A 22988-nucleotide genomic window follows, 5' to 3' on the forward strand; every position below is an offset into this window, starting at 1 on the left:
AGGCGGGTTAGTCCCCGACAAACTGCTTGAGCGCCTCAACCAGTTCAGCGGTTTGAATGGGTTTACTCAGGTAATAATCCATGCCCGCCTCGAGGCAGCGCTCGCGGTCACCCGCCATGGCATTGGCGGTCATGGCAATGATGGCGCGGTGCTGACCCAGCCCCTCGGTTTGTTCGCGGTGACGAATTTCGCGGGTCGCCTCAAAGCCGTCCATTTCCGGCATTTGGCAATCCATCAGAATCACGTCATAAGGCATTTGCTCGACGGCCTCCACGGCTTCCTTGCCGTTGGCGGCCACATCGCAGAAGTAGCCCAACTTTTCCATCAGGCGCACGGCAACCTTCTGGTTAACGATGTTGTCCTCAACCACCAGAACGCGGTGTTTGTTGCGGCTGATTTCGCGCAGGGTATGTTGGGTCACAAGCTCGTTGCCCTCGCCGCGGCCTTCTTTTTCAAGACCCATAATGGTACCAATGGCGTCATAGAGCCGGCTCAATTTGACCGGTTTGGTGAGGTAACCGCTGACACCGATTTCCAACATCTTGGCGGCATCCCCGCGACGGGGCACGGAGGTCAAAAGCAAGATCGGTAACTTGGCAAGTTTGGGTTGTTTTTTGATTTCGTGGGCCAAGCGGCCGCCGTCGTCGTCCGCGAGGAAGAAGTCAATAATCACCATATCGAAGGATTGCCGCCCGTCGACCGCGCCCGCCAGAACGGAAAAAGCCTGCTTGGCACAATCAGCTTCCTCGACCACGCACCCACTGTGCTCCAGCTGATCCCGCAAAATGAGGCGGTTGGTGGCATTGGTATCCACCACCAAGATATTGAGCCCCTTGAGATCGCTCGACGGAAGGAAGTGTTGCTGAACAGCGCCGGCCGGACGACCGAATTCAGCGGTAAAGGAGAAGGTCGCCCCTTTGCCGTCCTCGGAATTCACCCAGATCTGACCGCCCATGGCCTCGGTAAGCTGTTTGCAAATGGCCAGCCCCAAACCGGTCCCGCCGTACTTACGGGTGGTGGAGGCGTCGACCTGAGAGAAGGGACGGAACAAACGGTTGACCCGATCCTTGGGAATCCCGATCCCGGTGTCAGTTACATCGAATTGCAGGGTGTAGTGGCCGCCCCGTTCGTGACGGAGGTAAACCTTAACAAAGACTTCGCCTTGCAGGGTGAACTTGATGGCGTTGTTGACCAGGTTCAGCAGAATTTGGCGCAGGCGGCCGGGATCACCCATTACGCGCCGCGGCACGTTGTGGCTGACCATCATCACCATCTCAAGCCCTTTCTCCTGCGCGTTGCGCCCCAAGAGATCGCCGATCTCCTCGACACAGGAGCGCACATCAAACTCAATGATTTCCAGCTCCAATTTGCCGGACTCAATTTTGGAGAAGTCGAGCAAATCGTTAATCAGCGTGAGCAGGGCCTCGGCCGAGCGACGTACGATTTGCGCCGACTCCCGTTGCTCCCGCGTCAACCGCGTATCCAACAACAGGCCGGACATACCGATAATGCCGTTCATCGGCGTGCGGATTTCGTGGCTCATGTTGGCGAGAAACTGGCTTTTCGCGGTGGCCGCGGCAAGGGCTTTTTCTTTCTCCCGCTCCAATTCCTTGGCGTGTAGGCGGCGTTCGGTAATGTCGCGAATGACAACGACCCAGCCGAGCACTTGTTCTTCGCCGGTTCGAATTTGCGAGGCGTTTTCCTCAACGAAGGTCCAGCGATCCCCGGAATGCAGCAACAAGGCCTCGCGGTGACCCGATTCGGAAGTACGCCCACCACCACTCAAAAGAATCGGTTCCTGGGTGCGTTCATCGATTAAGCGCAGCACCTTCTCAAGTGGGCGGTCCACGGCCTCGTCACCGGGCACCCCAATCAAGGTTTCGGCCTGGGTGTTCATAAAAGAAATGGTCCCATTGGTATCGGTCGTGATGACGGCGTCGCCGATACTGGCGAGGGTGACGCTCAACCATTGGGATTGTTTCTGTAACTCTTCCTGGGCCTCGCGTTCCTTGGTGATGTCCTTAGCAAGACAGACAAACCCCTGGATATCCATTTGATCGTCGGACAAAAACGAGCTGGAAAACCGCACGGGAATAATATTGCCGTCTTTGGTTTTAAAGAGGTTTTCCTCGGCGGCGTCCTCATTGCGCCGGAAGAACCCCTGCACCTTGGGGGTTTTCATTTTGGTGTAGATGTCGGTTACGGCACGGCCAATGAGTTCCGATTCGTTGTAGCCGAGCATGGTACAGATTGAATCGTTGACCCAGCGAATGTAGCCGTCCGGTGAGACAATCAGCAAACCCTCGCCCAGGCTGTTAACGATGTTCAGCGCGTCAACCGCTTCCCGCACGCGGGCACTGAGTTGGGACACGGACTGGGTGATGCGCGGTAGTTCATGAACCTGCTCAATCGGCCGCAAATCAGCCAATTCGCCGGCACTGGAAACGGGCAATTGCTGCCGCACCCGCGCAAACTCCATCAGCACACGGTCCTCAAAAAACCGCAGCAACACAAAACCGCCGACCAACATCAACAGGGCAAAAAAACCGATCATGGCCATCAGCGGCACCAGCTGAGCCTTGAGATCGCCGACCACGCCGACCTGTTGGCGGGTATTGCTGAGCACAGCCTTGTACACGTCGAGGTTGATTTCGTTGACCATCTCGGCCAATTCCTCGCGGTACTTGGCGGAGTCACGCGGCTTATCGACCAAGGTCTTGAGGTCGGTGAGCTCTTGGCCGATCAGGCTGACGGCGGCCTTGGCGTCGTCGTTGCCATGTTCGCCAACCACGGCGCGCCAAGCGACATAGGCGTCATAGGTGCGCTTGTAACGAAGCGCCTGATCGCCGGCGTTAAGCGACGGTACATGGAGCACCCAGTAGTTAAGCTGCAGCAAAAAGTCGTTGCCGTGCAGCATCACTTTTTCATCTTCTTGCCACTGGCCGCGCCAGTTTTCCAACTGTTGTTGTTGGCGGTGCTGCATAAACCAGGTTAGCAGAATCAGCAAAAATAGCAGAAAGGTTAGAGAACCCAGGAGGATTCGCGGGTACAAGCCAATTTTCATAGTCCATCACACGCATTCAAGGATTGATCGCCACGCTTGATCAAGCGGATTGAGGGCCGTACTTGGCCAGGATGTCCAAGGGGTTAAAGTTGGTGTCTTCAAGGGTCATCGGGGTCACAATTTCGCGCACAAGGTTTTCCTCACCGGCGGCTTGACCAATCTGCGCGGGCAGGGGCTGGTCGCGGAAGGTACCGTCGAGGTGGGTGAGGATCAAGACCTTGGGCGCCTCGGGTTGATTGGGGTTGGGTTCATAAGCGACGGCCATCTCGCCGGAGTCCAACATCAAAATGGTGCCGGGCGGGTAAGGCCCCAGACAGTCCACCAGAAGTTTAAGTGCTTCGGGGTCGTACAAACGCCCAGCCTGCTCCTGCATTTCTTCCAATGCGCCGCGGGGGTCCACGGCCGCGCCGTCGCTATCGCGATGGATCTTCTCATCGTAGGCGTTAAGCACGCAGGCCAGTTTGCCGTAATCGGAAATTTGAGGGCCGCGCAAACCACCCGGGTAGCCGGAGCCGTCAAGGAACTCGTGGTGTTGGCCGACAAAATCGCGAATCACGGCAGGCACGTTTTTCATTTTGCCAAGATAGGCAAGGCCGCGATCCACATGTTGTCGCAGGTGTTCTTGTTCGGATTGGGTCAAGCGCCCTTTTTTGTTAATAATCTCCTTGGGCAACATGCACTTGCCGATATCGTGCAACAAGGCGGCTTTGCCCAAATTCAAAAGCGCTTCCTCGTCAAGCCGCATCGATTTGCCGACAAACAAGGCCAAAATGGAGAGGTTGACACAATGGTCGAACACAACCTCGTCGGAATTACGCAACACCGACACGCACAACATGGATTGGGGATCCTCAAAAATTTGGTCCATTAGCAGGCCCACCTGCTGATCGGCTTGCTCCTCGGTGATCACCTTACCGGCGCGAATTTCTTCCATCAACTCAGCGGTCTGCTGAAAAACCATGGTTTGAATCTGAGCGGCCTGCTCGGCCTGCTTTTGCACGGCGGCGGGTGAACCCGGCTCGGGTAAGGGCTCGGTATTGCCAATCGCAACCTCGACGTCAACGCCCTTGTTGAGGTCAATGACGAGGTCGGTCACCTTGGCTTTGCGCAACTTATCAATGGTTCGCTGGTTGGGGATATTTTTTCGAAAAAACGGCAAACTAATCCAACTGCGGTTGGTCGAGACAACATACATGCCGGGCCGCAATTGATCGATGGTAATTTTCTTTTGCATCGAGTGGATTTTCCCTTCGAGATCCCATGAGGTGATGGAAGCCGACCGTTTCAAATACCGAGGGACGTTCCCCATCCACAGGGACCAATGCGAGGACCGGAGCAATAAGGACCTTGAGGGAGAACGTCGCGAACGACACAGGCCCCGCGCTTCCGAAACCCTTCGACGGGACAAGGTTCGCTCCCGAAACAGGTTGTTGTCATAACGGAATGAGGCTAGAGACCATATTGTAGCACCTCAATCAGCGATAAGCGACGCCGAGAAACGGAAAAGAAGCGGCAATTCAAGCGGTTACCACAAGCCGGTTTGCCGCCGCGCCGCCCTTGCCAAAAGGCGGCGGCGAAAACCGTTGGTGTATTGCGCCTGACACTGATAGATTACCTGGAACTCACCTCAAAACGCGAAGGACGCAACCATGAGAAAACGTCACGAACGCATTCACAGTCCACAAATGGGTAGCGCCGTACACCTTTGGTGCTACGGGCACTGGGGTCAGCCGGTGCTGGTTTTCCCCTCGGCGGCCGGTTTTGCCCACGAATGGGACGCCCAGGGAATGGTCGATGCACTCGCGCCTTTTATTAACCAAGGCAAAATAAAGCTGTACTGTCCGGAAAGCAACATCAGCCGCAGTTGGACCAACAAAGAGGCGCCGATGGCGGTGCGCATTGAGAGTCACAAAAGGTATGAAGCCTTTATCATGCAAACCCTGGTGCCCTGGATTCGCGCCGATTGCGGCTCCGATTCGATCCGTCTCCACACCAGCGGCACCAGCCTGGGCGGGTTTTTCGCGGGCCTTTTCGCCCTCAAGTACCCCGAGGTTTTTGCGTACGCGCTGTGCATGAGCGGTCGCTATGATTTGACCGAGTTCACCGAGGGTTTTTGCAACAGCGACATCTACTTCAACAGCCCGCTCTCGTTTGTCCCCGGTCTGGAAGGGCAGGCGCTCCAGCGGGTACGCCAAACCCATCTAACGCTGGTTTGTGGACAAGGATTGTGGGAAGAAGGTTGTATTGAAGAAACCATCGCCCTCGGCCGCTTGTTACAAAGCAAACACATCCCCAACTACCTCGATATTTGGGGTCAGGACGTACGCCACGACTGGGAATGGTGGCGTCGTCAGGCGGTTCACCACATGAGCGGCCTGTACAAATTGGCCTAATTGCGGCCTTTCCTACCGCGGCCACATCCGAGGGGGCCCGCCCCCTTCTAAACGCCCCGCTTACAAGAGCTTCATGAAATTTTTACAGCCTGTGAACCCTCATCCCGTCCCACGCACACCGAACCTTTTGGGCGCCGCTTTCTTGTGATATAAGGGTAGGTTTGCATTGAGCAACCCGTGACGGCCCAGCCACACGGAAACGCCTGTATGCCCCGAACGCCCCTTGGGGAACCCTAACAACCGTCTCCTCACCCGCCCGCCAGGATGTATCGGGGGCGCAAACGGTTCGGGCCGCATACGTCTTGGGAGGGGGATTTATGGAACAAACCGCCGCGCAATGGTCGGTAGATCGCGCACGCGAGCTTTACAAGGTTGACCAGTGGGGACTGGGTTATTTTTCTATTAATGAACACGGCAATATTTGCGTGCAGGCCGCGAGCGATTCGCCCCATAAAATCGATCTAAAAAAGTTGATCGACGAACTGAATAAACGCAAAATCCACATGCCGGTTTTGATTCGGTTTATGGATATTTTGCGTGACCGGATCGCGCAACTCTCGAACGCCTTCAACCACGCGATTGAAGACAACGAATACGAGGGCAAGTATTTACCGCTTTTTCCCATCAAGGTCAATCAGGAACGGGACGTGGTCACCTCCATGCTGGAACACGGCAAGGAATTCGGCCTCGGTTTAGAAGCAGGCTCCAAAGCCGAGTTGCTGATTGTTCTGGCGATGACCACCGATTTGAAAACACCGATTGTCTGCAACGGCTACAAAGACCGTGAATTTGTGAGTCTGGTCGGCATGGCCCACCAAATGGGTAAAACCATTTTTCCGGTGATTGAGAACTACGAGGAGCTGGAAACCTTTATTGCCTATTACAAGGAAACCGGCATCATGCCGCGCCTGGGACTCCGCATCAAACTGTCCACCCGCGGCGTGGGGAAATGGGCCAAAACCGGCGGCGATGCATCCAAGTTCGGATTGCGCGTCCCCGAGGTATTGCGCGCCATCGAACGCCTCAAAGAAGAAAACCTGCTGCATGCGCTGAATCTGCTGCATTTCCACATCGGCAGCCAAGTCACCAAAATCAAAGTCGTGAAGCAGGCCATTGTCGAGACCATGCGCGTGTTCGTCGAAGTTGTGCGGCTCGGCGCCAAGCTCGACTACCTGGATATCGGGGGCGGTTTGGGCGTGGATTACGACGGCAGCTCGCGCGAATCCCACTCAACGATTAACTATTCCTTACGCGAATACGCGGGCGACATCGTCTACCGAGTCAAACAAATTTGCCAAGAAAACGGCATCCCGGTTCCCAACCTCTTGTCGGAATCAGGCCGGTTCCTCGCGGCCCACTACTCGCTGATGGTCACCAACGTGCCGGCGATCAGCTCGATCCGGCCTTGCGGGCTAGACTTCCCCAAACCGGAAAAAGGGTACGGTCCGGTCAAAGAGATGTTCGATATTTTGCCAACCATCAGTAAAGACAACTTTAGCGAGTGTTATCACGATGCGGTTCAATACCGCTCCGAGGCATTAAGCTTGTTCAATCTGGGTTACTTAACCCTGCCGGAACGGGCCTACATGGAAGAGGTTTATTGGCAGATCATGCGTCGTGTTCACGAAATTTCACGGCAAACCGGCATCCAAACCCCGGAAATCGAAGACCTCGAAAGCGAATTGTCGGATACCTATTTTGCCAACTTCTCGTTGTTCCAATCCTTGCCCGACTCCTGGGCCATCGACCAACTGTTCCCCATCATGCCGATCCACCGCCTCAATGAGGAACCGGACCGGCTTGGCACCGTGGTTGATCTAACCTGCGATTCCGACGGGGTCATCGACCAGTACATTGGCGAAGACGGCCCGCGGCCCTCGATGATGCTGCACTCGATCAACAACGGTGACCATTACTACATCGGCATTTTCATGATCGGCGCCTACCAGGAAACCCTTGGCGAACTGCACAACCTCTTCGGCGACACCCACGCGGTTCAAATCCGCATCCAGGGCGATAACCAATACAAAATAGAGAACTTAATCAAAGGCGATACCATTCACCAAGTGCTTAACTACGTTTCGTTTAACCGGGGCGAGTTGCTGCACAAGATGCGCGATCAAATTGAACAGGCAGTCGACGACGGCCGTCTCGACCTCGAAGAATCGGCCAAACTGATGGGCCTCTACGAGGAAGGGTTCTACGGCTACACTTACTTCGAGGAGTAGGGCGGGCAAGCCAAACGAAAAACAAAAAAGGCGCGGCACCCCGAGGGGCGACGCGCCTTTTTTGTTAATAAAACCACCGTCTATTTTTTGGCGAGTGTTTCCAGTTTTTGCGAGTATCGATCCTTGTTAAACACATCAGGGGCTAGGCCGCGCGCCTCGCGCAAGGAACGGGCCGCTTTGGCGTCCTTTCCAAGCTTATGGTAGGCGGCGGCCAACATGTGGTGGAACTCATGGGTTTTGGGTTTGCGATAAATGGCTTTGCGGAAGCGCGTCACCGCTTCTTGATAGGCACCCCGGTCGAAGGCCTTACGCCCCTGATCGTACTGATAAAAAGGATTCTTTTCGCGGAAACGCATTACCTTGTGACGGTACTTTTCAGCCAGTTCTTCCCGACCCGTCTTGGAATACAGACGCTCCAAGTTGTTCATCGCGGTCATCTCCATGCGACTCACCCGCAACGCTTTTTTGTAACACGCCTCGGCTTTGTCGGGGTTACCGGTGTACTGGTGGGCAACACCCAGGTTCGACCAGGCAAAACTAATTTTCCCATCAATCTCGACGGCCTTCTTAAACCAAGCCAAGGCCTCGTGACGCTTGCCCTGGCCAAACTTTTCGGCGGCAATGTTGTTGTAGTACTGAGCCAAGGCGCGTCGGTCCGACACAATGCGCGAGGTACGGTCGTCGACCACGGCGTCGGGATTGAAATCAACAGGGAATTGGCGACCGCCGAGAAACACAATGGCATTCATGTGACGGTTCAGGACCACCACATTGCCGTGTTTGTCCCAGGTCGGCACATTGCTCACTTCTTGAAAGGCGACCTTAAAACCCAAATAACGGGACATCGCCACGAACATATTGGTAAAAGAAAGGCAGTTACCGCTGCGCTCTTCAAAGGTTTCGGCGGCGGTTTTGGTGTTGGTGTTCTCGTAGGTTAAATTAAGGAACTCATTGTTAAAAACAACCCAAATCAAACGATTTAGACGCGCCCCCGGATTTTTCACATGACCGACATGCTCATCGAGAAATTGTTTCATTTCCGGCGTTAGTTCCAGCACATCAATCTCAGGAACCACAATCATGTCGGGAACCTCAATCGATTGGGGTTCCGGTTGATAGCTTTGCAACACACATACCAAAAATAATGTTGAGACCACAAGCCCTCCTTTGTCCTACAACCAACAACTCACGCCAATTTATGGCAGACCATGTATCAAACAGGTATTTCTACGTTATAACGCCGGATTTTGTCTGGGCTCCCGCATCTTTTTCAAAAAAAAGAAGGAACCCTGGTGTTCACCGGATCGGCCAAAAAGGGCTCAATCCAAATTTCCAAAACTGCCGTCGTCACAACGGCAAGGTGAATCTAAAGTTGAAAGGCGCTTTACTCACCGGGAATCAAACCCGAAGCGCACAGAAACATGAATGTGCTGTTAACAATTTAACGGTTTTGGGATCGAAACGGCCCTCTCAGCCCCAAAGGTTTACAAAAATTTAACACAGCTAACAGCGGATAACCAAGGTTCCAGAGGGAGAAAAGGTTCGAATTCCCAAGACCCGAGTGATGGTGCGCGGGATCGATGGCATATCAAGTTGCGCAAGGCTCGCCTGTCAAGGACCCCACGAACAAAGAACAGAAACACCGGTCTTGAAAAACGAAGTGACAGCCTCATCCACATGCACAATCAGGAAAAAAAGCGCTCAAGATCCGGCCGCCCATCCTCCTTTCATCCTAAGCTCCTGAGCCATAACGAATACCAACCCCAGCCAAAAAGGAACCAAAACCCATCCTCAACGCAATTCCAACGCCTGGCTTTTGATCTCCTTAATCCTGTCGCGGATTTCGGCTGCTTTTTCGAACTCAAGCGCCTCCGCAAAGGCCAACATCTCTTTTTCGAGCTTGGCCACTTCCTTGTACGCTTCTTCCTTGGTTTTGGGCGCGGCCTCGCTGCCTTTAAGCTTGCGCTGGGTCGCGTAATCGCTTTCGTAGAGCTCCGACAACGGATCGTTCAGCGAGCGCACCACGGTTTGCGGGGTAATCCCGTGTTTTTCGTTAAACGCCAACTGGATGGCGCGCCGCCGCTTGGTTTCGCCGATGGTTTCCTTCATGGCGTCCGACACAAAATCCGCGTACATAATGACCCGACCGGCCACGTTCCGCGCTGCCCGCCCCACGGTCTGAATCAGGGAACGGGTTGAACGCAGGAAACCCTGCTTGTCGGCGTCCAAAATGGCGACCAAGGCCACCTCGGGCAAATCCAACCCCTCGCGCAACAAGTTGATCCCCACCACCACGTCGAACACACCCAGACGCAATTGGTGCAAAATTTCCAAGCGTTCCAAGGTATCGATTTCACTGTGTAAGTAGGCAACCTTCACACCGTGGGACTGGAAATATTCGCTCAGATCCTCGGCCATGCGTTTGGTCAAGGTGGTCACCAGGGTACGCTGATTGCGGGCGACGGATTGGCGGATCTCTTCCAGCAAATTGTCGATCTGATTTTTGATCGGGCGAACCTCGATCTCGGGATCGCACAAACCGGTGGGGCGAATAATTTGCTCGATCATCGCGCCCTCGGTCCGTTCAATCTCAAAGGGACCGGGCGTTGCCGACACAAACAAGACCTGACCGGTGCGGGCGTGAAATTCCTCGGCCTTGAGGGGTCGGTTATCGAGCGCGGAGGGTAAACGAAAACCATAGGAAACCAGATTCTCCTTACGGGCCCGGTCGCCGCGATACATACCGCCGATTTGCGGCACGGTAATGTGGCTTTCGTCCAGGAAAAGCAGGTAATCCTCGGGGAAATAATCCATTAGGGTTGAAGGCGGCGAACCCTCCGGGCGACCATCCAAATAACGCGAATAGTTTTCAATGCCGTGGCAAAAACCCGTTTCGCCCAGCATTTCCAGGTCGAATTGGGTGCGTTGGCTGAGGCGTTGCGCCTCCAGCAAACGCTTCTCATTGTTGAGTTCCAACACGCGCTGGTCCATCTCAATACGGATTTGTTCAATCGCGGTCTGCAAGCGTTCCGTCGGGGTCACAAAGTGGGTGGTCGGGAAGATGCGAACCTGATCCAAGTCGGCCTCGGCCTTGCCGGTCAACGGATCAAAGGCCTGGATTAATTCAACATCATCGCCGAAGAATTCGATGCGAATCCCCAAATCCTCGTAGGCCAAGTAGACCTCAATCGTGTCCCCGCGAACCCGGAAGGTGCCGGGATAAAAAGCGCTGTTGTTGCGCAAATACTGAATCCCCACCAAATCACGCAGCAGGTTTTGGCGGTCGTATTCTTCATCGACCTTTAGGTTCACGGTGAGTTCGTCATAAAACTGGGGCGAACCCAGGCCGTAAATACAGGACACCGAGGCGACAATGACCACATCGCGACGCTCCAACAGGGAACGCGTGGCGCTGAGGCGTAACTTTTCAATGTCTTTGTTAATGGTCGCTTCTTTTTGGATAAAGGTGTCGGTCGCGGCGACATAGGCCTCGGGCTGGTAATAGTCGTAATAACTGACGAAGTACTCAACCGCATTGTCGGGAAAGAACTTTTTGAATTCTTGGTACAACTGGGCGGCCAGGGTTTTGTTTGGCGCCATGATGAGGGTCGGCCGGTTCAGGGTTTCGATCACCTTTGCCATGGTAAAGGTTTTACCGGATCCGGTGACCCCCAACAAGGTGGTGTACACCTCACCCCGCTCAATGGAGGCGGTGATGTTTTTAATCGCCTCGGGCTGATCGCCACGCGGCTCGTATTGGGTCTCCATGCGAAACGGTTTCAAGCCAGACCTCCAACCTCATAACTTCCCCGGCTTGCGGAGAAATGAAAAGGAGCGACCCGGCAAGAGGTCGCTCCATCAAGTCCGTGCAAAACCACACCAGACGTGTTTAGAGATAACTGCGCAACGCGTAGGGACAGGCGTCCATAACCACCTGAATGCCCTCGTGTTCCAGTCGTTCTTGAAAAAGGAAATCAAAAACGCCCTGTTGGCACCAAACCATTTTCGGGCGCCACTTAAGCGCAAGGATTTCATCGGCGAGCGCGGGCAGATGGTCGGCGTTGCGGAAGACTTGAATGATGTCAACCGGCGCGTCCAAATCGGCCAAGGTCGCCTTGACGGGAATCTTGGCAACGGTGGTGCCGTTGATGGTGGGGTTAATCCCGGTAACACGGTTCCCCTCTTCAATGAGAAACTCCGTCACTTTTCCGACAATACGGGCCGGATTTTCGCTGTAGCCCACCACGGCAACAGATGATTTGCCGTGGAACAGACGCATACCTTCGGATACAGGACCGAACATAATCAGAGCCTCCAAGTTTTCGACTCTTGATGTAACTTATCAGGTCCTCATAGCGAGAGACCTTCAACGCATACCCGCGGCGGGAAGACCCGCATGCATAAGCTTACCGGAATAGGACATTTATAAAGAGCACATAAAAGCGACGCGGTGTATGGATGAGAAACCGGGCGCCGTGAAGCCCCCGGCTAAGAGAATTAGTGGTGGTTCTTAACCATACTCATCAGGTCACGGCGGGTTTCCCCTTGGTAGACCTGACGGGGACGACTAATGCGGGTCGAACCGGATTGCATTTCACGCCATTGAGCAATCCAGCCCGGCAGACGACCAACGGCAAACATGACGGTGAACATTTCGGTAGGAATGCCCATCGCTTTGTAGATGATGCCGCTGTAGAAGTCGACGTTGGGATAGAGTTTGCGATCCACAAAGTAGGAATCGTTAAGCGCGGCTTCTTCCAGCTCTTTGGCCAGTTTCAGCAATGGATCGTTGATACCGAGTTTGGACAAAACACGGTCGGCGTGTTTTTTGATAATGCGGGCGCGCGGGTCGAAGTTCTTGTAGACACGGTGCCCAAAACCCATCAGACGGAAGCCGGACTCTTTGTCCTTGGCGAGATCCAGGTATTTCTGAATGTCGCCGCCGTCGTTCTTGATCACTTCCAGCATTTCCAAAACTTTTTGGTTGGCACCGCCGTGTAACGGACCCCACAGGGAACACATCCCGCCTGCGATGGCGGCGTACAAGTTCACCTGGCTGCTGCCGATCATGCGCACGGTGGCGGCGGAGCAGTTTTGTTCGTGGTCGGCGTGGAGGATCAACAAAAGATCCAGCGCCTTGACGATATCGGGATCCAACTTGAAACGGTTGGCCGGGGTGTTAAAGGTCAGGTCCAGGAAGTTGGCGGCGTAGCTTTGGTCGGGATTGGAGTAGTTGAGCGGCCAACCACGCAGTTTGCGGTAAACCCAAGAAGCCAGCACGGGGATTTTTCCGAGCAGGCGCAGGATGGCTTTGTCGACCTGGGCCGGATCATTCTCATCGTAGGGATAGTAGGCGTACATGCTTGGCAACACGCTGGCCAACAGCGCCATGGGGTGAGAATCTTTAGGAAACGCTTCGAACATCCGTGACAAGCCGTTGTGCGGCAACGAGTGTTCGGCGATATCATCGCGGAAGCGGTCGTATTCGGCCTGAGAAGGCAGACGGCCGTAAATCACCAAGTAAGCGGTTTCGAGGAAATCAGTTTTCTCGCACAAGTCCTCAATGGGGTAACCCCGGTGGCGGAGAATGCCTTTCTCGCCGTCAATGAACGTAATACTGCTTTCACATGACCCGGTATTGACGTAACCAGGGTCTAATGTAATTAAACCCGTCTGAGCGCGCAGCTTAGAGATATCAATCGCTCGCTCGCCTTCAGTGCCTTCAACAACCGGGAGTGAAATCTTGGAATCCCCGTAGGAAATTTCTGCTTGATCCACGCCTCACTCCTTCTGGAAATAAATCAATCCATCTCGACGGCCTGGTGGAAATAAACGCTGCACAGCGGTGTACCCGTTATTTCGAAGAGCAAATAGAAACGGAATTCCGTTTTTCCGCACCAAGCCGCTGCTCATTTTAGGAGATGGTTTCAATCATGTGCAAGCGTAAATTCGCAAAAGCGCCCCGTCCGCCAAGTAATGGGGCGGCGCGGTTCCCCCCATTTTCGACACCCGTTTTTCTGGTCTGGATTTCTCCCCGACACCGCCCTTTTTTGTTATGATCGCGGCCATGAAAGAGGCACGATTGGCGGAGCTTGTCCGCGCGATACAACAAGGTAAATTAAGTCGTAACCGCCACTTCGAGGCGTTTAAGGATCCACTTGTCCAAGAAGCACGGACCATCCACAGACGCCTTCAATCCCTGACGCAACTGCTCGAGCAGCACCCCGCCCGGGAACTCGAGGTGGCCGCCGTCCGCGAACGCAATCAAGTCCGCGTCGACGTCAAGGTGACACGCCTGCACCTCTCCTGGACAGCCCGCTTCAGTCCGACTGAATACGGCTTGCTTTTGGAACGTCACGCCGTCCAAAGCTTCCCGGCACTCCACGGCCACACCTAAATACCGCCTCCCGTGGACAACCACGCGCCCCAATCCGCGGCGCGTCACCCAACCTCGGTCACCCGCGCCTCGCGGCGCGACCGACCCCCGCTTCAAAGAGGACCCGAATGACCCTGATCGATCCCCAACACCGGAAACCGGTCGCTGCGTGGCTCGCCGTCGTTTGCACCCTAACCTTCGGCATGATCATCCTAGGCGGCTTAACCCGACTGACCGATTCGGGTCTGTCCATGGTTGATTGGGACCCCATCATGGGCGCCGTCCCACCCCTTAACGAACAGGATTGGGCCGAGGTATTCGACCAATACCGCCAATCCCCGCAATACCTCAAAGAAAACAAAGGCATGCCCCTCGAAGACTTCAAGTTCATCTTTTATATGGAATACTTCCACCGCCTACTCGGCCGTTTTATCGGCAGTGTGTTCGCGCTGCCCTGGCTGTTTTTTGCGATCCGCGGCTGGGTCAAACGGCCGATGATCCGGCATGGCCTGGCGATCCTGGTTCTCGGGGGCGCCCAGGGTGTGATCGGCTGGTACATGGTTCAATCAGGCCTGGTCGACGTCCCTCGCGTCAGCCATTTCCGCCTTGCGATCCACCTCTCACTCGGCATTGCGCTTTTTAGTTACGTCCTATGCCTCGCCTTTGCGGTATTCCTGCCGCACCGCGACCACCAGGACGGAGACCTCCTGCCGCGGCTCACCCTTCCCTCTTTGACGGCGCTCACCTTGGTCGGCCTCCAAATCGTCAGCGGCGCCTTTGTGGCCGGCCTGCGCGCGGGCCACGCCTACAACACCTTTCCCATGATGCACGGCAGTTTTTTGCCGAGCGCCGCCTGGAGCTACACACCCTGGATCAGCAATTTCCTGGAAAACCCGGTCATGGTCCAATTTGTTCACCGCTGGTTCGCCTGGGTTGTCGCCGCCGCGGTCGTTGCGCTTTTTGTCGCCTTCGGCCGTCGCCTTCACTCTCGCCGCCTGCGTGTCAGCTTCATTTTGCTCTTGGCATGTCTGGGTTTACAAGTTACTCTGGGCGTACTAACTCTCTTAACACGCGTGCCCGTAAGCCTGGGCTCGCTCCACCAAGCAGGCGCGGTTATCCTCTGGTCCATCTTGCTCTTCATCAGCTTTCACGGCTGGACCCGGCGCGCCTAATCCAGAAGGAACCGCCGTGGCCGAGCGACAAGGATTACTCTTTTCTCGATCCGAAATTCAAGCCCGCATCATCGCAACCAAACTTCGTGATGAAGGTTTTCTTATCGATCAAATCGTCGATGATCCCAGCGGCTGGCAAGCGGTCTTCCAGGGACGGCACCCGGCACCCGGCGAGTTTCTGGTCATGGACTTTGACAGCGACCCCTTAATCGCCATCAGCCTCTTAGACGAACTGCACGCCTCCCCCGAATGGCACCAAGTCCCCGTCTTTTTTGTCAGCCGCTCCATCAGCGAAAACGAAATAGAGCGTTTTTTAACCAAGTTACACGTGGGATTCATCCAAATCCCCGCGCCCAAAGGCCGGCTTGCCACCCTCATCAACAATTACCTCGATAAGTGCAGCCGACGGGAGGATCAGAGCGACCTATTGGAAAACCCCTTACCGGCCAAGGTCAAGGCCTACCATTTGCTGCGCGGCAAACCTCACTTCTTGGACCCGGAAACACCACTCCACGAGGTGCGCGATTTTCTGATACGCAAGGGGGCGACATACGTACTTACCAATTACAACGGCGAACTTTCGATCCACACCATGCGCGACCACTTGCGTGCACTCAACCAAACCACCGATACCGGTCGTCCCTTGCGCAACTATCTCAATCAACATTTCCTGAGCTTGCAGCACGACGTGGACTGGACCATTGCGTTTACCACCTTTGCCGGTAGCGACGCGCGCCATCTGATCCTAACCAATGGGACCGAGGTCGTCGGGGTCATTGAGCCGGAGTGTTTCCACAAGGTTGTCATGCGCCGCATCTTTTTGTCTGAGTTCCGCTAGTCCGCATGCCGCCCTCAAAAAAGGCCCTAAAAGCAGAAAACCCGCCGGGCGGCGGGTTCATCTGGAGCGGAAGGTGGGGATGTAATCGTGAATGGAAGGAAATAAAGGGTGGGACATTGTTTGGAGGGATTGTGTTTGGTGGGACAAAAAAAGGTGGGACAAGTAAAGGCGGTCTTACATCCCCGCCGAGCATTCTAGCACAAAGACGCGGGTCACCCAATGGAAACCCACGACCTTTCGCTACCAGGCGCAAAAGTGCCGCTCCCCCCATCAATGAACCACTGGGATTGATGGTTTTAGGCGTTGGCCGCCTTGACATCATACGGGGGGTTTCCTAAACTGTGGAACGGAGTTTTAGGTACATGAATCACTAGGCTGGATGGGTTTATGAGCGAAAACGTTGAGGATCTCTACCTCAAAGGTTTTATGGCGTTTAGTGCAAAAAATTACGCCGAAGCAAAGTCTTACTGGGAGAAAGTTCTCCAAGTCGCGCCCGATCACCAAGAGGCCCGTAAAGGCCTACAGGACATCATGCAGGCATCCCAGGCCGGATCGGCCGGCGCCGGCCAAAAATCCTCGAGCGGCACCAAGAAACGCAGCTCCAAGGAGATTCTCCAGGAAATCAAACGCCTGTACAGCGCCAAACAGTACCAAGAAGCGCGTCGCTTGTGCGAATACCTCCTCAAAAAACACCCGAACAACAACGACCTCAAAGGCCTCTTTAAGAAAATCGACGCACGTTTTAAAGCAACCCAATCCCAGTCGGGCCAACGGGCCCCCAGCGACAAAAGCTCGCCCGACCTGGAATCCACCATGTACTACACCTCCAAGGCCGAGGCCTTTGTCGAAGGAGAAAGCGCCGAGGCAAAAGACGAGGATCATACCGCCGCCGAGGTAGAACGCCTCACCCAGCAAGGGGTGCAGCTCTACGAGGTCCAGGATTACGACCGCGCGCTGGCCGCCTGGCGAAAAGCGCTCGAACTGGATCCATCCAACCGAATCGTCCAGGATTACGTGAACAACGTCAGCGCCATGATGGCGGAAGAGCAGGCCCAAGCGGCGGAATCCGTGCCGGCCGCCCCCGCGACAAGCGCCTCCGCGTCAAGCGCCCCCGCGTCAAGCGCCCCAGCGACAAGCGTCCCCGCGGACCCCACTCCCGCGACAAGCGCCCCCGCGACAAGCGCCCCCGCGACAAGCGCCCCCGCGACAAGCGCCCCCGGCGGCGATAAAGGCGGCCCCTCCAAGGAAGCACTCCTCAACGCATACAATGAAGGCCTGCAACTTTACGAATCCGGCCAATACGCCGCCGCCATGGAAAAATGGCACTACATTCTCGAGTTTCACCCGAACCACAAAGAAACCCAACAGTGCTTGGAAAAAACCAAGGTCGCCATTGAGCAACAGCACCAGTACAAAAGCGATCTGGAAAACGCCAAAAAAGCACTCCTGGGCGGCGATCACGAGGAAGCCGAACGCCTGGTCAAAGAACTCACCGCCAAGGCGCCCGACCTCGACGGACTCAGCGCCCTTAAAAACTCCATCGAAAACCGCAAAAAACAAATCAACGAGATCCGCAGTCTCGAACTCGAGGAAGACGCCGCCAAGACCAAAGCAAAATCGGGCCCCTCGGACGAGGAAATCACCAAGTTCTTCACGCCCGATGCAGACGAAGGCGCGACCGAGACCCGCCAGGTCACCAAAATCATTAAGGTCCGCAACGAAAAGAAACCCATCAACAAGCTTTGGTTCATTTTACCCGTGGTAGCGGCCGTGCTCGCCGGCGGCGGATACTTTGGTTTCCTTTATTGGGAACGGTTGCAGGAGCAAAAGCTCAACGAACCCGAGGAAGAAATTATCCCCACCGCAACCCAGGTCGACTGGAACAGCGACCAGCAAATCGTTTCCGATTTCATGGCGTTTGCGGAGGAATATACGATTTCTCAGAAACCCGCGATGGCCGTGCTTAGCTACCGTCGCGTACGTGAGATCGCGACCAAGCGAGCCGCCCACCTCAACGAAATCGCCATCGCCAAACGAACCTTCGAGGACAGTGAAGAACTCAAACGTTTGACCAAGCTGACGTCCGAAGCCCAAACCAACATTGCCGCCGAGGAAGCCAAGCTGGGCCAGACCGCCCCCCCCGAGGACCAGGAAAAAACCATCCGACTCGCCCAAACCGACATCCAGAAAAAACGCTTCCAGGAAGCTGTCGACCGTCTCGGGCCGCTATTGGCAAACAATCTCGACAACATCGAACTCCAAAACCTCTTGGGCGGCGCCCACGAATCGCTGGCCTTCGAAAAGCTAAAGGAAAAAGCCTTACCGGAAGCCGTTAACCATTTCCGTAGCGCGGCCGTGCTGAAAACCGCTTATGTGATGCCTCGCCGCAATATGGAGGTGATCGAACGCTTCTTTAACGGTAAGATCAGCGAACAAGAAAAGGACCAGTGGTTCTACTTCCGCCTCTAAAAACCGCGCGGTTTTTTTCTGAATTATGTGAACCTTCCGGCATGCCTGGCGGCCGCGGAAGGTTTCGCCTACCGCCGAGGAACGCGTGAACGTCTGTTTTGTGTGTGGCGCAAGCCTTGACCCTGAAAAAACCGAATGTCCTCAATGCGCCACGCCCGTCCAAGAACTCGGCATGATGCTGCGGGTTTCACAAAAATCCCGATTTTTATTTGGTTCACGCAAACAAGCCGGCCTTCCCACGAGCGTGGGCGCAACCCCGAGCCAACCACCCCCCGCGGCGCCGGCCAAGAAACCCAAGGTCGCCAAACCTTTTGTCGCGGAAACGCAGATCGATGCGCTCGATCTGATCCGCAACAGGGACCCCATCATCGAAGAAGAAAAAACCGGCGAGGATGTCATCGCCCTCCCCATCACCCAACGCGCCCCGGCCCATCTCGCCGACGTTGCATTGGTCTCGCTATTTAACGGGGTCATCCTGCAAATTATTTTGTGGTTCTCCCACCGAGGACTGCAAGACCTTGTCACCTTTAGCCTGCTTCCGATTCTGTTTGTCTTGCTGAGTTTCACCTTTCTTTATTTCTGGCTGTTCCTCGGTTTATTCAAAAAGACCCTGGGCGCACTGCTCATCGAGTACTACCAAAAAAACGCGGGCTAGCCCGCATTGCCGGCAAGGGTTCGTCGCGAGAAGCTGAAAGCCTTGTGCGTGCGAAGATGACGACCGAGAGACAGCCGACCTTTCGCCGGGCCAACCTTTCGCCGGGCCGACCTTTCAGCGTAGCAGCTGAGGCGAAGGCGGCTCGACTGGTAACGCGGGAGACAAACCCTGGTAATCGCACGGGTTGCCCCGTAGCAGCATGCCTTGTGAGCGATGCGGGCTAGGCTCGCGCCGACGCTGATACCCGCCTAAGCGTGCGCTTCAGTAGGTTCCAGTGAAACGGATACGCCACGAACTGCTTTCAACCCAGGCGGCCCAGGTGCGGCCCGCGTGCGTTCAAGCAAACGGCACCTCGCCCGTCTTCTGTCATCCTTGTTGACTCCAGAGCAATACCAAATCTCAAGCAGACGTCGACCTAATAGGAAAAGCCGGCGAAACCCTCTCGGATTCCGCCGGCCTTTTATCATTCAGATCGCGTCGTAAACGCTTGAAATCAATTACTTGCTGGGCGGTTCAACCACACTGCCACGAACAGGAATGCGCAGCGTTCCTTGCTCTTTCACGTTGGTGTTCAAGGTGATGGAACCATCGAACTTACCAACCGGAGCATCTTCTTTCAAAACGATTTGAAGGCGTTTCTCGTGGCCGAGGTTTTCAGCCAAGGAGACGTCCAAATACTCGAGGGAAGATTCGATATCACTGACTTCGAAGCTGTCGCCCTTGCTGGACTCAACACGCAGGGAAATCTGACGGGTTTTGCCCTTGGGAGATGCAAACAGGAAAACAGAACCGGGCGTAACACGCAGCGGCTTTTCGATGTTCACGGTCACGGTGGAACGCATGTTGCCCTGGGTTTTGCTGTTGGTTTCGTAGTTGATGAAACCGGTCAAGCGATTTTTGCCCTCGGGAAACTTGTTGCCGTCGACAGTGACTTTGATTTCAAAGGTCTTGTCGTCTTTGCGAATGGCTTCCGCTTTAAGAAACTCGGGCTGCGCTTTCACGCCGGTAACTTCAAGCTTGTCCATTTTGTTGCTGCTAACCACGATGTTTTGCGTGGAGATCTCGCCCAACTTAGCGCGTGGGAAAAAGAGGCTAACGGGCTTGGCGACGATGTCGGCTACGACATTGGCGGAAATTTTCACAATGGTTTTGGCGGAAACACCGTTGTCATCAACCATGTTGGTGTCAATGGTTACGGTTTTGTTGATCTTGCCGGAAAAACGTTCTGAGTTAAAGGTCACGGGAATCTCACCGGACTCGCCGGGCTCGTAGATCGCTTTTTTAGGCTTGGCGGACGTACAACCGCAAGACGTTTTAACATCTTTGATTTCGAGTGGCGCATCACCGATGTTTTTGAATTTGAAAACGGTGGATACTTTCTCACCTTTATCGATGTCACCGAAATCGTGCTGCATTTTTTCCATTTCGAGCTTTGGACCAGCCAAAGCCACGGAGACCATCAGACTCACGGCGAACAAGATTAAGGGTTTGATTGTAGTTTTCATGAAAAGACTACCTCCGGATATCCCGCATAACGCGGGGACAACATTAAGCAAATGCCGCTAGTTTATCATTTCAATCGGGCATTGTCATCTTGACGGGCATCATGCATGCCGACCACCCACCCACGAGACCAGGGCTACAAGCCGGCATAACCGGCTCTTAAACAAGCACAACAAACTATTTAAAAACAAACACTTAAACCCATAACAAACACTGCTTTTCTCAAGAAATTTCAATTTATACCAAACCCAAGGCCTCTTTTTCACGTAACCTAAAACGTCTGGAAAGTCACGGTTTTTTACCGCATTTCCTCTTTCAGGCGCCCATGACAGGCAATCCCAATCCTCCCCGACCAGCCGGCAAAGGTCTCCCAAACCTTACCGGACACATTGCCCAAGCGACCCCGCCGCTTCCCAAACCGCGACGTATCGTCGTTCACGGTTAACCCCACCTCGCGGCGCGGGCCAGGCGAAGGAACCCACTCGGTCCCGGTTAATCCTCGCCCCATCCGTTTCGTTCACGTAGGACCCATGCAAACCGAACGCACTCGGATCGATGCCATGCGCGAAAACACCCACGGCCAAACACCAACCCGGCCGTTAGCCGCATGAACCTCGAGGCTGCCGCGGGGCGCGCATGATTCACAAAAAACCCACACGACCAACCCAAGCCATCCCTCAACCCACCACCCTCATGATCAACCCGCACCGATCATCCAACCCACGCCTCGGACGACGTCCAACATCACGCAATGGGCGAACGAAACCCAGCTTCACCGCGCCCCTGCAACGAAGTTCGAGCCCTGTTCCCAAACGTGGAAGCCCCCGCCTGGTTTTCGTGTGATAACATGATCAGTTTGAATGCTATTCATGTCATCGGACAAAAATCGTCCACGGGCTCGGGACAAGGTTGCGTCCGGCAAAAGGTGCTTAACTTATTACGGAGACGCGTTTGAGTAAAAAGAATTCTTCATCGTGTTTGTCCAGACTCTTTTGGACCTGCAGCACCGTAATATTTTTAATGGTGCTGTGTTCGGTCGCGGTCGGCTTGCTCACCTTTTCTCAGATACAGGGAACCAAAGAAGCCGTGGTGGTGCCCCTTGAGCAAGAAAACCAACTGGGTATCAGCGAGGACAAACCGCTGGTCTTTATTAATGAAGAGGGCCAACCGGTACCCAAACCGATCAAGGTCAAGATTCGTGCCCGCGCATTGGAATTCCATATCAAGCCAACCAGCAATCCCGGCCAAATTGATTTGGACGGCGACTACGACAAGGCCAATTTCAAACTAGAAACGGAAGTTACCGAACACGACGACCATATTGAATACACCTTGGACTTCCGCCCCCGTGCCTCCTTAATGTTTGGCTTCTCAGATGACGACAACAACAACCACATCACCTTGTACCTCCCCAAAAACGCCCCGGTCGATTTGGACCTGGACATGGCCATTGGATCGGGTGACTTTGACCTGTCGGGCGTTCCCCTGTCCAGCGTTCAGATGGAAGTGAAAATGGGCGAGTTCCACATGAAAAACAAGGAGCGCAACCCGATTACCGCCGAAAAGTTTGAGGTAGAAGGTTCCATGGGCGAAATGGTCATTGAGGACCTTCAGAACTACAACTTCAAAGACGGTAAAATCGCCATGCGCATGGGCGAAGGGGTGATTTTAAACAGTGGTCAATTCCAGCAAGACACCCATCTCGACCTGTCCATTCGCATGGGTGAAGTGGTTTTAAAAGTTCCCGACGATACCCGGCTCAACCGCACGGTAAAGGTAGTCATGGGTGAAATGGAAGCACCACCACCCCGTCAAGGCAAATACGCCCTGAACTTGGAGGGCAAGGTCACCATGGGCAGCATGTCCATCAGCCAAGGAACGCAAAAACGGCTTGTCACCGATTTGCTTCAAACCATCGCGGTCGAACAAGGTGCCGAGGCGGCCATCGCCAAATACTACGAACTGCAAGCAACCGAACAAGCCAACCTCACCTTTGGCGCCTTTGCGCTGGAACGGCTCGGTTATGAATTAATGGAGAAAAACCGGGCGGATGAAGCGGTGAAAATCCTGGAATTCAACATCCAGTTGTTCCCTGAATATCCCGGCTCCTACAAAGCATTGGCCGAGGCCTTCGTGGTGACCGGCAATATTCCGGCGGCGATCAAAGCGATGGAAGCGGGCCTCAAGGTAAAGCCTGACTGGCGCAGCGGCCGTCGCCTTTTGAAACGATTACAAAAACAACACTAGATACGCGGCACAAAGTTGGGACAGGCCTTTGCCGCCGGCTTTG

At 54.7% G+C, this 22988-nt stretch carries 15 protein-coding genes; 8 read left to right on the top strand and 7 right to left on the bottom strand.

Annotated elements, in window-relative coordinates; all coding sequences use genetic code 11:
• Positions 1-7: 7 nt before the first annotated feature.
• Both J3U88_RS22175 and J3U88_RS22180 read right to left on the bottom strand, forming a co-directional pair.
• On the bottom strand, positions 8-3064 hold the full coding sequence (locus J3U88_RS22175) for a response regulator (protein ID WP_207861176.1): 3057 nt from the start codon (positions 3062-3064) through the stop codon (positions 8-10).
• A gap of 40 nt (positions 3065-3104) precedes the next feature.
• Positions 3105-4298, bottom strand: coding sequence for a cyclic di-GMP phosphodiesterase (locus J3U88_RS22180; RefSeq protein WP_207861177.1), 1194 nt, complete (start codon positions 4296-4298; stop codon positions 3105-3107).
• A 415-nt stretch (positions 4299-4713) separates the two neighbouring features.
• On the opposite strand from J3U88_RS22180, the gene J3U88_RS22185 reads away from it, so the two are divergent.
• Positions 4714-5457 carry an esterase family protein gene (locus J3U88_RS22185; RefSeq protein WP_207861178.1) on the top strand — a complete coding sequence of 248 codons (744 nt, stop codon included), beginning with the start codon at positions 4714-4716 and terminating at the stop codon, positions 5455-5457.
• 317 nt (positions 5458-5774) lie between these two features.
• Entirely contained in the window at positions 5775-7685 is a 1911-nt protein-coding gene (speA, locus tag J3U88_RS22190) for a biosynthetic arginine decarboxylase (protein ID WP_207861179.1), read from the top strand.
• 80 nt (positions 7686-7765) lie between these two features.
• On the opposite strand, the gene J3U88_RS22195 is transcribed toward speA, so the two are convergent.
• The 4 genes from J3U88_RS22195 to J3U88_RS22210 form a co-directional block, all read right to left on the bottom strand.
• A complete protein-coding gene (locus J3U88_RS22195) occupies positions 7766-8842 on the bottom strand; it encodes a tetratricopeptide repeat protein (RefSeq protein WP_207861180.1) in 1077 nt (358 codons plus the stop codon).
• A gap of 634 nt (positions 8843-9476) precedes the next feature.
• Positions 9477-11468, bottom strand: a complete 1992-nt coding sequence (gene uvrB, locus J3U88_RS22200) for an excinuclease ABC subunit UvrB (RefSeq protein WP_279382595.1) — start codon at positions 11466-11468, stop codon at positions 9477-9479.
• Between the two features lie 106 nt (positions 11469-11574).
• The gene (locus tag J3U88_RS22205; protein ID WP_207861181.1) at positions 11575-11988 is read right to left on the bottom strand and encodes a CoA-binding protein; all 414 of its coding nucleotides are present in this window, start codon (positions 11986-11988) and stop codon (positions 11575-11577) included.
• A gap of 194 nt (positions 11989-12182) precedes the next feature.
• On the bottom strand, positions 12183-13463 hold the full coding sequence (locus tag J3U88_RS22210; RefSeq protein ID WP_207861182.1) for a citrate synthase: 1281 nt from the start codon (positions 13461-13463) through the stop codon (positions 12183-12185).
• Between the two features lie 304 nt (positions 13464-13767).
• Here J3U88_RS22210 and J3U88_RS22215 point away from each other — a divergent pair, with 304 nt between their 5' ends.
• The 5 genes from J3U88_RS22215 (at position 13768) to J3U88_RS22235 (ending at position 19195) form a co-directional block, all read left to right on the top strand.
• Positions 13768-14082 (top strand): hypothetical protein, encoded by a 315-nt coding sequence (locus tag J3U88_RS22215; RefSeq protein ID WP_207861183.1) that lies wholly within the window; start codon positions 13768-13770, stop codon positions 14080-14082.
• Positions 14083-14189: 107 nt separating this feature from the next.
• A complete protein-coding gene (locus J3U88_RS22220) occupies positions 14190-15233 on the top strand; it encodes a COX15/CtaA family protein (protein ID WP_207861184.1) in 1044 nt (347 codons plus the stop codon).
• Between the two features lie 16 nt (positions 15234-15249).
• Positions 15250-16071: a hypothetical protein gene (locus tag J3U88_RS22225; protein WP_207861185.1), complete on the top strand. Its 822-nt coding sequence runs from the start codon at positions 15250-15252 to the stop codon at positions 16069-16071.
• Between the two features lie 387 nt (positions 16072-16458).
• Positions 16459-18540: a tetratricopeptide repeat protein gene (locus J3U88_RS22230; RefSeq protein ID WP_207861186.1), complete on the top strand. Its 2082-nt coding sequence runs from the start codon at positions 16459-16461 to the stop codon at positions 18538-18540.
• Between the two features lie 85 nt (positions 18541-18625).
• Positions 18626-19195: an RDD family protein gene (locus J3U88_RS22235; RefSeq protein ID WP_207861187.1), complete on the top strand. Its 570-nt coding sequence runs from the start codon at positions 18626-18628 to the stop codon at positions 19193-19195.
• Positions 19196-19692: 497 nt separating this feature from the next.
• Here the strand turns inward: J3U88_RS22235 and J3U88_RS22240 are convergent, their stop codons facing one another.
• The gene (locus J3U88_RS22240; protein ID WP_207861188.1) at positions 19693-20700 is read right to left on the bottom strand and encodes a DUF1573 domain-containing protein; all 1008 of its coding nucleotides are present in this window, start codon (positions 20698-20700) and stop codon (positions 19693-19695) included.
• A gap of 949 nt (positions 20701-21649) precedes the next feature.
• Between J3U88_RS22240 and J3U88_RS22245 the strand changes: the two genes are divergently transcribed.
• On the top strand, positions 21650-22945 hold the full coding sequence (locus J3U88_RS22245; RefSeq protein ID WP_207861189.1) for a tetratricopeptide repeat protein: 1296 nt from the start codon (positions 21650-21652) through the stop codon (positions 22943-22945).
• Positions 22946-22988: the final 43 nt, after the last annotated feature.

This window comes from Acanthopleuribacter pedis, assembly GCF_017377855.1.
Lineage (GTDB): Bacteria > Acidobacteriota > Holophagae > Acanthopleuribacterales > Acanthopleuribacteraceae > Acanthopleuribacter > Acanthopleuribacter pedis.